The organism is Rhodococcus sp. MurmanLake-1 (genome assembly GCF_056945715.1).
In genome coordinates, this window is the sequence record NZ_JBWZNF010000029.1 from 1 (window position 1) to 15,386 (window position 15,386).

Consider the following 15,386-nt stretch of genomic DNA (forward strand, 5'->3'; position numbering starts at 1 on the left):
GAACGAGCGCTACCACTGGGCATTGCAGTTGTCGGAGTTGATCACCGAGCATCGGTCCATCGAGCACCGCATCGGGGACGTCGTCGTGCGAGGCTTCGTCCTCGACATGTGGAAAGTGTTCGAGGATTTCCTGATGACCACCACCGCTGCTGCGATCGCCCGCCGCGGCGGCACCGGAGTGCGCCCCGGATCCGGCCCGACGCGGTATCTCGATCACGGCCGCACCGTCACGATCGAACCTGACCTGACCTGGTACGACAACGACGACAAGCCCGTGGCAGTGATCGACGCCAAGTACAAAACAACCGCGGCCGGCAAGACCGGCCCGAACGCCGACATGTACCAACTGACCGCGTACTGCACCGCTCTCGGACTACGCGAAGGTCACCTGATCTACGCGAAAGGCGACACCGCCTCCCATGCCGTCGACATTGTCGGCGCCGACATCACCATCTACTGCCACGCCCTCGACCTGACCACGCCGCCAGCGGAGCTGCTGGCCTTGATCGACGTGCTCGTCGAGGCTATGAGGGCTCGGCACGGTGATGAATTCTCGGTGGTCGGACACGGCTCGTAGTCGTTGCAAGGCAAGCAGCATCGGACGGATGGCGCAATGGCTTGTCGCGGTCTGGAACGGCTCCTGTTGGTCTTGCTCTGGGGCGGTCAGGGCAGGGCGCTTGCTCGACGAGTGGCGAGCATTAAGGCACGCTGAGCGGTTTTCAGCGCCCGCCTACTCTCATCGCGCTATGCGGTACGTGCTCCACCGGCGCTTGACCAAGCTGACGGTTCGCTGGCGTGGACGCATCAACAATGCTCACACGAGAATCGCCGCGTCGTTCAATGGATGTCGACAATCGTCGATTCCAGGCACCACCACCTACGGCCACGCCTCGACCTGACCTTGCACGTTTGGTTGCTTCTCGACTGGACTTAGGCCAGCACGGGGTTGGGTAATTCTTTGGTGTGTGGTGCAGTGTGCTGGCTGAGGAGAAACAGTGCGAGTGCTCCGAATACGATTCCTACAATCCCTCCGAAACCTTCTGTTGCGAAATGAGCTAAGGCGTTCAGTCCTGTGAATGTCAGAGCTGCAAGGCGTAGCCCGACGTGCGGCCACCGTCGGTCGGATTGTCGAATTCCGACGATTGAGGGCGCAACGATGAGGAGGGTCAAGACCGCGCTTGCAAACAGGAGTGCGCTCGCAGGACCCATCTGGCTGATGGTGATCTGTCCTGAATCGTCTTCGAATTCCACTCCACCAAGAGTGATTTGGATGATGCCAACAACGATGCCGAGGAGTGCGAAGGCTGCGAGCACATATCCGACGACGATGGGAATCCATCGTGGGGCCAGGCGTCGACGAAGCCAAATAGCCGTTCGGCTTTGTGTGAATCGTCCGAACGTGTCTTCCGTTCTGGGTGCGTCGAGGACTAACTGCCGAAGAGCGTCGACAGTGTTGTGATCGGCATTCTGGCTTGCTGCGATGTCGAGCATCTCGAGGGCAGCGTTTTTGTCTTTCTCTGTTAGTCCGTGCGCCAATCCGTTCGCTGCGATTCGAGCAGCGTTGCAGGTGTATTCGTGGGCGGTCAGGGGTCGAGCGTTTCGCAGGATCTTCGTGAACACCAAGAGGGCAAGGACTGTGACGTACATGATTTCGGCAGAGGGGCCGTAAAAGTAGTCGTTGTCCACCGTGACGAACTTGCCGACTTCGTCGAGGAACAGACCAAATCCTATTCCTCCGATGACGGTCGCGCGCCTGGCTACGCGGTTCCCGATGAACATCCACGTGGTCACCAAGGCGATGACCATTGCTGCTGCTCCGTAGAGGGCATGAGCGATGTGCAGGGTCCGCCCTCCTACCTGGGGGTAGTCGGTGATTTCTAGGTAGCCGCGGGTGATCAGGATGGTCGAAATCGATACCAGGAGAAAGGTCTCGACAGACCCTGTGCCCTGAATATTTCGCACCCAAGGATGCTCACGAACTGCTGCACTATGTGTGAGTCCGCCGGGGTTCATGCGATTGCATCGCTTTGTGGTGATTGACGCTGTGGCGGTTTAGTATCAATGCTCAACGCATTCAGGGTATTCGGGTGGCTGCGCGCGTTGGAGCTGAGCTGGTCTGGTCCTTGGTGGGGGTCAGTCATAGCGCATCCGTGTCATCGAGGTGGACGAAGCGGCAGCCATCAGCGGTGAGGACGGACAGTGCAGACCTCACTCCCGCCGCTGTTGCGGAGTGGGGCTGATTCGCGTGGGCGAGAACTATCGCACCATCTGGTGCTGTCTGCAGTTGTCGGGAGACGGTTCCTGCTGACGCTGTCGCGCCCGCATCAGCATTGACGGCGAAACCTGCGATCCGTACTCCGAGGTCGTGTGCGATTGCGATAGCGACATCGTCGTAGTGCGCTGTGCCTGCTCTGAACCATCGACTGTCGACTCCTAGCGCACTGCTGAGCAATTGGCGGTTGCTGTCGATTTCGTGGACGACAGCAGAGGGGGCAGACGTTCCCCCGATGCCGTACGCAGGACGGCCGGTAACGGACAGCGGTACGTGGAGTGAGCCGTGGTTCTCGATTCGGAAGAGTGGATCTTCTCGTAACTCGGCTGCTTCGCGTGGGTTGGTGTGAAGCCACCGTTCGTTGAGGAACAGTGTCGAGGGAACTGCAAAGTCGCGGAGCGTAGCGATCAACGGTCGGTCGAGCGCCGAGCCTCCGGGGCCTCCACAGATATCGAATGTCAATGCCATGGTGCGCTTTTCGAAAGTGGTTGGAACGAGGGTCTGCACGCCGGGCAAGTCTGTTCCCCACCGAGAGGGCGCTCGATCCCACTGGCTATGAGACGCGGGTGCACTTTCTGGTGGGGTCGCTGCCGATGAGGGAAGTGCTTGGCTTTCTGTTGTTGCCGCTATCTGAGTTGGAGGATTCGCGCATGCCACGACGGCTGTGGGAATTCCCAGGGCAGCCAAGGCGAGAAATCTACGTCGGTCGAGCTCGCGAGATGATCTCGGTCGATGGAGGGGCATCACTGGTTCTCGCCTTCGCAGATGTACAAATCTTTCGGCACCGCCACTTCGGGTGAATCGCCGCGGGGGAGTGTGCTGATCGTCCCGGAAATGACGGCCGTTTCGGTTGCAGCGTTGTGGTTCGAGGAGTAGCGGCCGTAAGCGCAAGAAACTTGCAGAAGGGTCGCCCCTGATGTTGTCGCAGTGGTATCGCGGACCATATTGCGCCCTTCCGTCAAGAAAACTCTGTGCGTGCAGTCATCCGATAGAAGTTTCCACCTCGATCGACTGCATGTAGCGATACCGTGGGTAGGCGGCCATCGAAACTTCGGGATTGAACTATCTTGAGTGAATCCTAACGAGGAGCTGACTTCGTATCGATGTGGTGCTGTCGACGGCGGTGCGCAGTGCGAAGTTATCGGCACGGTCAGAGTCTGCCATTTGTGCAAACCAATTAGCTGCATTCGTCTGAGTTATGACGCGGTGGCGATTCCTTTCCACACGTTCCGGATGAGCGCCTGGGGAGTTCGACGGACTGCTGTTCACCCCCCAACTGTGCCTGTAGATGAGTGTGTAAGGCCCTGAACTGGGGTTACAAATACATTTTGTGCGTGCGCCCAATTCGGTTGTCAATGAAGTGTGTGATGTAGCGACGAGGTGTGCGTGTGTTCTTCGTATCCAGGCCCGCGCTCGTTATACTACAAATAGTATTTGTTTGTTAACAAAATTGGGTGATAGTTGCTGATTCGGATTGAAATACCGCTGCGCACGCAGAAGGGGTGAGAATTATCTGCATAATTGCATCGTGATCTATGCTTGGCGGATGACGATATCGGGCGAATCGATCCATTCGAGGAATCGTGTCTGTGTCTTTCGATTGCCCCTTAACTCTGCGGTTTGGGCTGTGAGGCCCTTTGCTCGGGGCGGGGACGAAGAGAGAGCCCGATATGGCTGACACCGCCAGATTGGACTGCCAAAGTTCATTCCAGGAAGTCTCAGTGCGCTGTAGATGCGCTGCGAGAAGCGTCGAGTCTTCCAGCTCAACAGCTTTGCCGTGTGTTCAGCCGTCGAATTAGCCCCCTGCCGACCCGTGACATCTCAGGTGTCACGGGTGGGCTCGAAAACAGGAGAAAGACAATGAAACTCGCTCACGGTGCCGCTGTCGCTGCCGCAGCTCTTGTATCCATCGGACTGAGCGGATGTGGAAACAGCGACAATTCCACAACGCCCAATGCTCAATCGACCGGATCGGCATCGAGTTCGGTGACCTCCACTACGTCCGCTCCTGCAACGAAATTGGTCGGGACGAGCGCGGCGCCTTTGCCGAGTCCGAGTCCGACTCACCCGGCAGCGGCCGCCCCTGCGGCCCTGTCCGACCTCGACTGTGGGCAGATTACGGGTACCAACGGTGCGAGTGCGAATGTCATAGCTTTCGCGACGGCAGCGGGGCGGGCGGGGTGTAGCGATGCGATTACGGTGACAAGTGACTACATCGGAATTCCGCGTACAGGGGACGCTGCGACGGTTGACGGATGGACCTGTGAACCGCAGCCCGACACCACGATCCCACACGTGTGTTCCAACAACGGCGTCATCGTCGGCCTACGCGGTGCAGCGGCGCCGGCCACGCTGCCTGCTCCCGCACCCACACCGATCCACTTGCCTGATCCTGCCAGGACGCCGCAGTCTGCCGGGTTGACCGAACCGTCGGCTCCGGCGCCGGCTGCTGCGGTCGCCGACGTCAACTGCGGCCCGGTGACCGATGCCGGTGGTAGCACTCGGCACGTCATCGCTGTCGGAACCGCGGCAGGTCGAGTTGGATGTACTGAGGCGATCACTGTCGCCACCACCTATGCCACGACCGTGGCGCCGTCGGATGTCGTCTCCGTCGACGGCTGGGCCTGCGAAGCGCAACCCGACGCAGTCGTTCCGTCCATTTGTGTCAAAGATGCGCTCCAGATCGCGCTCCGCGCGAGTTAATTGAAGCGAAATTTGACCCGCGGCGGGTCGGCGAAGAACGCACGCTAGGTGTATGAGGCAGTGATGTTCAGGTCGTGTGCCTTTCCGTCGCTGCATGTGGCCGCGGTTGAATGCCTCCAGTGACTCCTTTCCATGACTCGCTGGAGGCATTTCGCGTCGGTCCGCCCCAAGTTGATGTGGCCGGAGAAACATCGGGTTTCGGGCGCTTCATCCAAGTGAGCAGGTGAGAGGTTCGAAGCGAGATCCAGCTAGTGTTTCTCCGTACCTCTTGCGCGGCGAGCGTAGCGCGCACCAACCCGCTCGGCGGTAAACCCGTGCACAAGAACGCTTCCCAATACGGTCGCAACCATCACGTAGAGGACGAGTGATGCTTCATCGAGTTCGAGGTCGCTGTTTTCGTTGATGGCGGTAATCCCGCGCCATGCGAGTAGTCCGAAGATGATGGAAGCGGTGCCGCGGGGCCCCAGCAGTGCGATCGCCTGCCGGTCTGGCCTCGACAGATCTGAACCGATCAGCGACAGGGCTACAGGAACTGCCCTGATGATCGTCAACGCTGCGAGTACGAAGACGAACTCCTGCCATCCCGGTAAACCGATTGCCACCAAGTAGGACACTGTCGCTCCGAAAAGGAACCACATAGCCATGCTGCTCAGCGTTGCCACGTCCTCGGCCAACTCGAGTTCCGAGGCATCGATCGTCTTGGAATTGCGTGCGGCGTGGAAAGTGACGCCGCAGACAAAAGCGGCGATGAAGCCGTTGGCCGAGGAGACGGTGGCACCGCTGTAGGCGAGCACCGGAAGCAGGACGACACCGATCCGCATACCTTGCGAAGTTGTCAGAGCACGGTCCTTCGCCCACCGTGTCAGCCGTGCGCCACCGAAACCGACAGCGATCCCGACTGCGCCGGCGATCAACGTCGATTCGACGCCGTCGGCGATCGCGTTCCAGACACCGTCCTCGGTGTGATGGTCGCCGACCAACGCTAACGCTACGACGAAAATCGGTGCGACTATCCCGTCGTTGTAACCACTTTCGACGTTGAGGATACGTCGTACGCGTGCAGGAATTCGACGATCGTGCAGCAACTGCGCAGCCGGTGCGAGATCGGTCGGCACTACGACGCACGCGATGACGACCAGCACCGCGAGAGATGTCGCCGGCAAGAGGAAGATGCCCAACGCCACGGCACTCAGCAAGGACAAAGGAAGAGCAATGAGGAGCAATCGTGCTGCGACGGCCGGCTCACCACCGAACAATCCCTTCTTCACCTCGGTGGCGTCCACGAACAACAGCAGCGCGAGAATCAACTCAACCGCACGCTCGGTGGACTGCTCGTACAGCAGGTTGGTGAGGTCTTCGTCCATCAGCGCCGAAACCCCGATCCCGGCGATCACCATCGCCAAGGGGCTCGCGAGCCGCAATCGAGCGATCAACCCTGAGGTCACGGTGACGATCACACCGACAAACAGCCCGGCCACGATGAAAATGCTCACCAATCAACCCTTTTCGTGCCGTGGCCGAAGCTGCACCGGGAATGTTCCGCACCGCCGCGGTCGGGAATACCTACATCGCTGATCATGATGTCGAATCGCCGTCGAATCGACCGGCCAGAGCTTCCTGGACTCGTATTTTCGCGCGATTGGCAGGACCGCGCAGTGTGTCCTCTCGGCGATTCGCGCTGCGCATCTTCTCTGGCCGAGAACCGTATCGCCACCGTGCCCAAGGGGAGCGGGGGCGTCCCAAGCGGACGGCGCCGACGACGAGAAGAGGAGGAAAGAACAGCCCGAACAGGCCGGTCCAAATCTTTCCTTTGAGCAACACGATCGTCGCGAGGCCGTACTGAACGACGAGGAGCACGATGCTCGCGATCGTCGTTGCCGCATCGTCTGTGTCGACGTCGGCGCCGCTGAACCCGAGTGGATGCACACCCAGAACGAACAGGACGGTAATGGCGAACGCGACGAAGACTGCATCGATACTCGTGCGACCTTCCTCGGTCCAGTACACATCCCGAAGGTGCAAGACAAGGGCAAATTCATCGAGTACCAGCGCCGCACCGACACCGAAGACTGCTGCCAGCACGCAGTTCGTCGCCGGCGTGTGATAGTTGGCGAGCGCGATGAATCCGAAGCCGGACACGAGCATCATGACCAAACCGAACACCACATGATGAATGTGGAGACCACCAGGAGTGACGTTTCCAGGCCACCACGACACGTCCGCGCGGATCATTCGGGTGCTGATCCGGATGAACGCAAACGCAGTGGCGAATGCGAGCATCATGAAGAACAGCGGAAGTCGGCCTGGACCGACAATCGCTGTCGTGAACCAATCGGTCATTCTCCAGTGCTCCGCATCAGAGCGATGAGTTGTCGCGGTGTCGCGGTCGGTAGGTATGCGCGGGAAATGGCCAGACCGATGCGAGGCAGGTCGGCCTCATCACGGAAGCACAGGAAGACCGGTTCGAACCGAGGGTTGAATTTTGCCTTGAACTGGTGAAGCGAGCGGAATCCGTAGAACGGTTCGAGGGCTTGTCCGAGCATGTCCAACCCCCTGTCGAGTCCATGAATGTCGGAATCGCCAGTTGCTCGGGCCAACGGCGCGCCGGAAAGTGAAACGAACTGAGCTCCTTCGTCTTTGAATGACAGAGCCGAGCGGGCGATCAAGAATTCGATCATGTTGTTCGCGCCCGGCCCGCTTCGTTTGCGCATGACATCAAGAGTCCATCCGCGGACGAATCCTTGCGCGCCGTACACAGGCAGCCACGACAGTACTGCCTGGACAATTCCGAAGGAATCAACGGCGAGCGCGATGCGCACATCCGGGTCGAGCGCATCTTCCACGGTTCCGAGAGTGAACCCCATCTCGGGTAACTCTTTCTCGCCGACCCACTGTTCGGAGATCTCACGGACCTGCGTCCGCAATTGATCGGACTGTTCACCGAGCTTGCCGACGACGAAGGACGTGCCTGCTTTCTCCGCCTTGTTGAGTGCGGATCGAACATTTTGCCATTTCTTGCCTTTGAGCTGTAAGTCCGGCAAATCGATGATGGTGTCTTCCGCGATCTGGAGTACCTGCCAACCCAATTCCTGGACGTGATCAGCGACAGCGGCGGACACAGAGAAGAAACACGGCGTCGTCCCCTGGGACTCGCAAAAGCGAACGAAGTCCCCAATCAACGCGGATTGCTCCACATCGGAGGAGACCGGGTCCGCCAGAGCGATGATCGTCCCGGCATGGCGTCGGTAGCCGATCACCCCGTTGTTCTGGGCCCCGAAGTAGTAATTCATTCCGTCCCAGGTGATCATCCATGACATCGTGCTTCCGCCGTGCCGGCGTATCGAAGACTTGACATCTTCGATCACGTCGCCGCCCGAGTCCCGTGCGCCGTCGACTCGTCGTCGCCACGGCACGGTGAAGGCGCTCCGACCTGCGATCAGCAGTACGGCCTCACCAGCCCAGAGCAGCCCGGTACCGGCCGTGACTGCCCCGACGCTCTCGAAATCGTTGACTACAACGAGAATCAGAACCACCAGGGTGAGCACCGCAGCGGAGATCGCATAGAACACGGTCAGGCGCCAAGCCCATCGGCGGCCGCGGCGTAGAAACTCCCCCAGCACACCCGCCACCACCACTGAGAACACGGTCGACCATGCCGATGCCTGGTGTGCAGATGTGGGTCCGAAAGGACCACTGCCGGGGAAGAAATACACCACGATGTGCACGACTGCGATCAGCCACACACCAAATGCCGCTACCAGCCGCGCTTCCCGGCGGGTCCGGGGGCGAACACCGCGCTCGCTGCGCGAGAACCACTTCTCACCAGCGAGCAGAAACGTCGCGAAGGCGAAGAGATGCGTCAGATCGGCAAAACGACCCAAGAACAGAAAGGAGACGATGACATAGCTGCACAGCAGTATTCTCGTGCGTAATCGCCACGGCGACTTGACCGTAGCCGTCGATGCAGCCAGAACCGCCACCACTGCAGTTGTGCATCCCACGTCTAAGGCCTCGGCCACCTTGGCGGCCCATTCCCACTCCACTGACCTACCGAGCGCGAGAAATGCACACGTTCCGAGGACGCCGACCAACTGCCCAGCCGCGGCTGTCAGCGCCGTCCTTCGGGAACCGAGCCGCCATTCGCCAACTCCGAGACCCACTCCGACCAGAAGAATGAGAGAAATGTTCTGGGCCGGGGTCAGCCCGAACCACGGTCCGAGAAGAACTGTCCACCAGCGACCTTCCTGAAAGGCAGGCACGCCGTAGGCGACCGAGTCGAACCACGAAGCATCCTCGACGGACCTCCACAAACCCTGGGACACAACACCGATCACCAAAAGCGCGCAGACCACAGCGAAAGTCAGGGGGAAGCGCAGCACTACCCGGCGGAGTGCCTGCACCGCGTGATCGTCCTTAGGCGTTGCGGCAGACAGAGGCGCAGCAGGCTCCTGTGCAGAGGCAGGTTCAGAGGTGCGTACTTCACTACTCATGCCATTCCTTCGTCGGGGAATCCGTGGTGCGATGCCGCATCGTGGATGCAGCGTTCGATGCGGGGATTCGCGTGGTGGAGAGAACGGTCAGGATCGGGCGCGCTAACTAACACGCATACACGAATTCGTAGCAGCAGAACGAACTCTCCGACTCGGAAGGTTACATCGAAAATTCGAGAGCGCTGCGTCTGGTGGCTACGGCAGGAATGTCCATCGAAACGACAAACAGAACTTGTGATTTCACGCGTATTGCTTGTTGAACGATGCGGCTCGGATCTGATCGCCCCCCGTCGAAACTGTGAGTAGGCTCAGATAACTGATGACATCAGTCGACGCGTATCGCATGGAGGCCTCGCTGAGTACGTGCATCGAGAGTTAATCGAATAAGCTGATTCCTGTGACGTCCGACAAAGTGATGCGACGGTGGATAGTCAATGAGAACCGTTCGCGTGTCGGTCGTTTCGTAAAATCACTGCGAGGGGTCAGTATCACGCGAAACCTCACCACAGGGCGGTCACTCTATGGGTTGTGCGGAATGCTGCGGTTCTGTGTAGGGAAGAAGGATGGCTGCTGTGAACGATGCCGAGTATGTCGAGAGCATGACCGAAGCGGTGATGGGATGGCCTCTTCCGGACTCCGCGGTTGCCGTCCGCAAAGCGAGGGACCGAGCGCTCGAGTTGATTACCGAAAATTCTGACGTCAGTTTGGTGGAAGCCATCATTCCTGGGCTTGTCGTCGCTTTGGCGAATCTGGAAGCCCGAGTCGCAAAGATCGAGTCGTTGTCGAAGTCCATCGCTCGTACGTAGGTCCCGCTGCCAGAGATCATTGCGTGCGTTACCTAGTCGACTGCAATTGCGAATCAGCCGACGTTGATTCGTTCTGTGTCGCCGTCGTAGTAGTCCAACAATCTCTGATCCATCACCCGGCGCCACAGCGGCGGTATCCACGCGATCACGATCATCACTGCGTAGCCGGCCGGAAGTTGCGGCGCTTCGGCCGCGCTACGCAGACTTTGGTACCGCAGCTTCGGGTTGGCGTGGTGATCGCTGTGCCGCTGCAGTTGGTAGAGAAACAGATTGCTCACGACGTGATCGCTGTTCCAACTGTCAGCGGGGCTGGCGCGAACGTACGAGCCGTCAGCACGCTTGCCACGCAGCAGGCCGTAATGCTCGAGGTAGTTCGCGGCTTCGAGGAAGGTGAATCCGGCGACTGCCTGCAGCAGGAGCCATGGCGCGACCTCCCAACCGAAGATACCGATCAGCGTCGCGAAGAGGACAACACTCATCGCCCAAGCGTTGAGAATATTGTTCTCGAAGCTCCAGGTTCGTTTGCCTTTCCTCTGGAGTCGAGCGCTCTCGATGCGCCATGCCGAACGCAGCCCGCCGAACACACTTCGTGGCAAGAACCTCCAGAAGCTCTCACCGAACCGTGAGCTGGCCGGGTCCTGCGGAGTAGCTACACGCACATGGTGGCCGAAATTGTGTTCCACGTAGAAGTGCCCGTAGAGAGATTGCGCAAGCGCCACTTTCGCGAGCCACTGTTCGCTCTTCTCGCTCTTGTGGCCGAGCTCGTGGGCCGCGTTGATACCGACGCCGGCGACGACGCCCACCGTGAACGACATCGCGATCTTCTCCGCGATTCCCATCGGAGCGTTGATCCAGCACCAGCAGGCGAAGACCAGACCGGCGTATTGCAAGGGGAGGAACGCGTAAGTGCACCAGCGGTAGTAGCGGTCCTTCTGCAGTCGTGGGATCGCATCGTCCGGCGGACTTTCGCCGTCTTCACCAGCCAACATGTCGATGATCGGGATGACGATGACCAGCAGCCACGCGCCGGTCGCCCAGAACAATCCGAGACGAAGGTTGTCGACGAGAAACCAGGAGATGAACGGGCTGAGTGGAATCAGCAATCCGAGCGGCCACAGGTACCTTTTGCGGTCGTGCCAGCGCGGGTTTTCGGCTTCGACCGGTGAGTGTCGGTCAGGCGCGGGTCCGGCTATGTTCGGGGACATCGGGTTCGGCATGTCTTCCTTCTTCACACGCCGTGTGGCGCGAGCATTTCATACCCGTGGATGTGCACACGGGCGGAGTGTCAGGGTGGTTTCCCGGCCGCCCAGAAGCAGCCGGGAAACCGCTGAAGCCGGGGTCTAGGGGTTGAACCGGCTTCAGCCTCCGAGGTCGGGGACTCGGAAGTGTTGGAGACGCGCGGGATGCGTCGATACGCTTTACTGCGACTCGAATGCCTCTATGGCGAAGGAGTTTCGGGCGAAATCGGTGCACTGGAGAAAAGGGTTGGTGCCTCGGCTGTCGACATACAGGGAGCTGCACACCCAGTCATCGAGCGATGCGAGTCGTCCGTGGCTAGTGGGGTTCACGCTGGTCGTTTCGATGTATCGCGCGCTGATGCGAAGAGCGTTGGGGCAATCCACGTTGCCGACGAGAATACGAACTCTCGACGAAACCCCGTTTGCGTCTCTTGCAAGATCGCAGGATTCCCCGGCAGGCGCAGCGGAGGGGATATCCGCTGTGCGGGCGTCGATTTCAACTGGGTCATGCCCGTGCTGATGTTCGGGGGTGTGTGTATCGAAAGACCGGAACCCCACAGCCATCGCCGTCGCGAGTGCCACCACTGCGTAGCCAGGTATTCGACTTCTCAACATGAGTAGAAGCTTTCGGTTGACGATTCGGAGTGTCTGTGAGAGTGAAGAATTAGCCTTGTCAGCTGTCGTCCGCCACGTACTCGAGGATGGTTCGCTTCGCAAGAGCCCAAGCCGGGGAATCCACGTTTCCGAAGTCGCCGTGTCCTACTCCATCGATCATGCGAAGCTCGGCGGGGTCTCCTGCCGAATTCGCAGCTTCGGTGTAACTGCGTGACTGCACAGGGTCGACTGTTTCGTCTGCGCTGCCGTGGAGCGCCGTGACGGGTAATCCGATCGGTAAATGGTTGATGGGAGAAGCCATCTCATATCGATCAGGGTGTTCTTGAGGCAACCCGTCAAGTAGTTGGCGAACGAATCCGTCATGTCCAGCGGTTGCCGCTAGCGACAAGTCGAAGACTCCGGCCATGATCGTTGCGCTGCGGGGCATGACTTTCGGCTGTCCGCCTGGTGCGTCGGAGGATAGGGTGTGCCTGCCGGCGATCCACGCAGCGAGGTGACCTCCAGCTGAGTGGCCGGCGAGGTGTACTCGATCGAGGTCGAGCTGTGCTGGCGCTTCCTTCTGCACAACCGTCGCCAACGCTTCTGTCGCATCATCGACATCCGCCAGTGTTGTGGGCCAACCACCGGATCCACCGACCCGCCGATACTCGATGTTCCATACCGCCACCCCTGCGTCGGTGAGAGAACGTGCGAGCGGTTCGAAGTAGGACAGGTCGTGATTCTCGAGCCAGCCGCCTCCGTGCACCATCACGACAACCGGGTGCGGCCCTGGCCTATCGGGAAGATGCAGCACACCGAAGTTATCCGGATCCTCCCCGTACGCGATTCGCATGGATATGTAATCAGGAGGTAGAGGTGAGGAGGAACGCGCTTCATCGCCGGACCCCCGTGAGACGGGGGCAAATGAGCACGCCGTTACGCACACAGCGGCGATCGCCAGGACGGCAACCAATACCGTTGCTGGTTTTGTGAAAAACGTGTGCACCGACGCACCTTTCCACGCCTGACGTCATCCGTGTATCGACGTATCGACCTGCTGCTGAACAATGAAAATCCACTATCTTTTTCATGAGACTACAAGTGTTCATCGCTAGGTGAGAACTGAGAGTTAGCCGGAAATCGACAAGAAATTTCAGGCGTACCACAAGTGCGGTTTGTCTTATTCGAGTGAAACGGTCGTGAGCTGCGTGCTTCGGTGTGGGGCAACCTCGACCAGTCAGCTAACTGTGGGTGACATCACGTTTGGGCGTAGGTTGGCGATTTTGGCGAGGCCGAGGCGCAGTGATAATTCGTTATGCTGCCAACAGTCAGGAGCAAGCGTTCGCAGCTAATTGTTCGTTTGTAGCACTGAAATTGTCGTCGCTTCCATACCCCTCGCAGGCTGGCAGCGAACGCGGACAAACTTTGTTGTCAGTTCGATTTGCATATTGTGACCATTCGAATTCGTTGCAAGAGCAACGCAATCGCCTTCAGCAGAATCTGGGAGGGTTTTACTGTGACCCCGAGTATTCGATACTCGATATTGTTCACCACGATTGTGGTTGCGATTGTCGGATGCACTCGAATCGACCAAGGTCGTCCCGTTGCGGTTAGCGAAAGCTCACTCGACCACGAAGTTGCACAAGATGCCGATGAACCATTGCCTCCTCCGCCTCCGGCGCAGCTGGTGCGGGCCGAGTCCAACGTGCCGATGACAAAACTGGGGCCCGGACAACGACCACCACAGTTCATCCTCTTTTCCTTCGACGGCGTCGGCTTGACGCCGAACTGGGACATGTTTCTCGAAACGGCGGAGCGCGTAGACGCGCGGTTCTCCGCGCTGATGACTGGCCTCTACTTCCTCACCGATGACAACGCACACCACTATCAAGGGCCTGGTCATGCGCCGGGCAAGGCGGCAATCGCATTCGGCGGAAAATCGCAGGACGTGCTGGACCAGATCGACTACCTCAACCGAACATGGCTCGCAGGCCACGAGATGGGTACTCATTACGTCGGGCACTTCTGCAAGGGCGCAGGCTCTCACGGTGATCAGTGGACGACGACCGACTGGACACACGAGCTGAATCAGTTCTTCACATTGATGGCCAACTGGCGTGAGAACAATGACATCACCGGCGGCGCTGACCTGCTATTCGGTCCAGAGGAAGTGAAGGGCGGTCGTACGCAGTGCCTGGAAGGCAAGTTGAATCAAATGATTCCGGCATGGCACGAGTTCGGGATGACGTGGGACTCTTCTCAACCCGCTTCCCACGCGGGAATCTCGTGGCCGCACAAGATCGAGGGAATATGGGAATTTCCCATCCCCTACGTGTATTCGCCGCCGCTCGGTAAGCACCAGACCGCGCTTGACTACAACTTCTGGTACACCCTCAACGGCGCCAAGAATGATCCCGCAACGACGCGGCGCGCACATGAGATAACCAAAGAGACATACGATTACATGTTCGACCAGGCGTATGAGGGCAACCGTGCACCCTTGGTGATCGCCAACCACTTCAACGACTGGAACGGAAACGCCTTCAACCCGGCAACAGCAGATTTCATGGCTGAAGCGTGCGGAAAGCCGGATACGCACTGCTCCACATACTCAGATCTGGTCGCATGGATGGAGCTGCAGGACCCGGAGATGCTCACCCAGTGGCAGAACTTACCTCCCGCCGCCGTCGGACCAGTGTGAGGCAGCGTCGAAACCTCGATGACAAATCTTGCCTATGGATCTCGGCGGACCCCACGCTCAACTTCACCAAGCCCCCAAGTGAGGCACGCGGCGTCAAATTTGCGCAGTGCCCGTCACGATTCTCATGGCGGTGCGGCTGTCGACGACACATTGAATTCTGTCAGCAGCAGCAGACGCCGCCGATCCTCGGAAGACATCATCGTTCGGCGACCCGGGCGACGGAATGGGTGATACGGAACTGGGGAATGGCCGACGCACGCAGTGAGGCCTTCTTCCCCCAGAATGTTTCGCCGCGCTCGCTCCATCTGAACGTCCATCTCGACACACGACGAAAAGGAACCCGATGAAACGACTGACAATTGCCTGCATCCTTGCCCTCACTCTCGGCGTAACAGCGTGTAATGACGCAACCACGACGAAAGAAACACCCAGTTCGACACCAACGGCAAATTCCAGCGTTAAAACCCAGCCGAGTCCTACACCGGCGACGGTCCCCGCCCGTGGTAGTCAGTCGGTGCCGTGTGAGGGCACGGTCTGCACGAACCCCAACCACGGTGCAGGTACGAATCCCGCTGACAACGG

At 59.2% G+C, this 15,386-nt stretch carries 11 protein-coding genes; 4 read left to right on the plus strand and 7 right to left on the minus strand.

The genetic code is table 11. From position 1 onward, the window contains the following. The coding region (locus AC2ETI_RS32030) for a 5-methylcytosine restriction system specificity protein McrC (protein WP_483635006.1) at positions 1-577 on the plus strand (577 nt) is incomplete at its 5' end. A gap of 353 nt (positions 578-930) precedes the next feature. Here the strand turns inward: AC2ETI_RS32030 and AC2ETI_RS32035 are convergent. Both AC2ETI_RS32035 and AC2ETI_RS32040 read right to left on the minus strand, forming a co-directional pair. Next, the gene (locus tag AC2ETI_RS32035) at positions 931-1,962 is read right to left on the minus strand and encodes a hypothetical protein (RefSeq protein WP_234552705.1); all 1,032 of its coding nucleotides are present in this window, start codon (positions 1,960-1,962) and stop codon (positions 931-933) included. Positions 1,963-2,137: 175 nt separating this feature from the next. Continuing rightward, positions 2,138-2,779 (minus strand): polysaccharide deacetylase family protein, encoded by a 642-nt coding sequence (locus AC2ETI_RS32040; RefSeq protein WP_308115603.1) that lies wholly within the window; start codon positions 2,777-2,779, stop codon positions 2,138-2,140. 1,353 nt (positions 2,780-4,132) lie between these two features. On the opposite strand from AC2ETI_RS32040, the gene AC2ETI_RS32045 reads away from it, so the two are divergent. Next, complete coding sequence (locus AC2ETI_RS32045; RefSeq protein ID WP_054781810.1) at positions 4,133-4,975, plus strand: hypothetical protein; 843 nt, start codon at positions 4,133-4,135, stop codon at positions 4,973-4,975. 248 nt (positions 4,976-5,223) lie between these two features. On the opposite strand, the gene AC2ETI_RS32050 is transcribed toward AC2ETI_RS32045, so the two are convergent. From AC2ETI_RS32050 to AC2ETI_RS32060, 3 genes are all read right to left on the minus strand, one after another. After that, positions 5,224-6,468, minus strand: a complete 1,245-nt coding sequence (locus AC2ETI_RS32050) for a cation:proton antiporter domain-containing protein (protein WP_234552703.1) — start codon at positions 6,466-6,468, stop codon at positions 5,224-5,226. A gap of 82 nt (positions 6,469-6,550) precedes the next feature. After that, entirely contained in the window at positions 6,551-7,315 is a 765-nt protein-coding gene (locus AC2ETI_RS32055; protein ID WP_234552702.1) for a hypothetical protein, read from the minus strand. After that, the gene (locus tag AC2ETI_RS32060) at positions 7,312-9,465 is read right to left on the minus strand and encodes a bifunctional lysylphosphatidylglycerol flippase/synthetase MprF (protein ID WP_483635007.1); all 2,154 of its coding nucleotides are present in this window, start codon (positions 9,463-9,465) and stop codon (positions 7,312-7,314) included. Before AC2ETI_RS32060 ends, AC2ETI_RS32055 begins: the two co-directional genes overlap by 4 nt. 563 nt (positions 9,466-10,028) lie before the next feature. Here AC2ETI_RS32060 and AC2ETI_RS32065 point away from each other — a divergent pair. Beyond that, on the plus strand, positions 10,029-10,271 hold the full coding sequence (locus tag AC2ETI_RS32065) for a hypothetical protein (protein WP_054781806.1): 243 nt from the start codon (positions 10,029-10,031) through the stop codon (positions 10,269-10,271). Positions 10,272-10,324: 53 nt separating this feature from the next. On the opposite strand, the gene AC2ETI_RS32070 is transcribed toward AC2ETI_RS32065, so the two are convergent. Continuing rightward, entirely contained in the window at positions 10,325-11,476 is a 1,152-nt protein-coding gene (locus AC2ETI_RS32070) for an alkane 1-monooxygenase (RefSeq protein WP_483635009.1), read from the minus strand. A gap of 706 nt (positions 11,477-12,182) precedes the next feature. After that, positions 12,183-12,956, minus strand: a complete 774-nt coding sequence (locus tag AC2ETI_RS32075; RefSeq protein WP_158646685.1) for an alpha/beta hydrolase family protein — start codon at positions 12,954-12,956, stop codon at positions 12,183-12,185. A gap of 858 nt (positions 12,957-13,814) precedes the next feature. Here AC2ETI_RS32075 and AC2ETI_RS32080 point away from each other — a divergent pair. Next, the gene (locus tag AC2ETI_RS32080) at positions 13,815-14,804 is read left to right on the plus strand and encodes a polysaccharide deacetylase family protein (RefSeq protein WP_483635008.1); all 990 of its coding nucleotides are present in this window, start codon (positions 13,815-13,817) and stop codon (positions 14,802-14,804) included. The last annotated feature ends 582 nt before the right edge of the window (positions 14,805-15,386 follow it).

What these genes read in the sequence shown, in the direction of transcription:
- AC2ETI_RS32045 (WP_054781810.1), top strand. Translation starts at nt 4,133, where the DNA reads ATGAAACTCGCTCACGGTGCCGCTGTCGCTGCCGCAGCTCTTGTATCC.
- AC2ETI_RS32055 (WP_234552702.1), bottom strand. Translation starts at nt 7,315, where the DNA reads ATGACCGATTGGTTCACGACAGCGATTGTCGGTCCAGGCCGACTTCCG.
- AC2ETI_RS32060 (WP_483635007.1), bottom strand. Translation starts at nt 9,465, where the DNA reads ATGAGTAGTGAAGTACGCACCTCTGAACCTGCCTCTGCACAGGAGCCT.
- AC2ETI_RS32065 (WP_054781806.1), top strand. Translation starts at nt 10,029, where the DNA reads ATGGCTGCTGTGAACGATGCCGAGTATGTCGAGAGCATGACCGAAGCG.
- AC2ETI_RS32070 (WP_483635009.1), bottom strand. Translation starts at nt 11,476, where the DNA reads ATGTCCCCGAACATAGCCGGACCCGCGCCTGACCGACACTCACCGGTC.
- AC2ETI_RS32075 (WP_158646685.1), bottom strand. Translation starts at nt 12,956, where the DNA reads ATGCGAATCGCGTACGGGGAGGATCCGGATAACTTCGGTGTGCTGCAT.
- AC2ETI_RS32080 (WP_483635008.1), top strand. Translation starts at nt 13,815, where the DNA reads ATGACAAAACTGGGGCCCGGACAACGACCACCACAGTTCATCCTCTTT.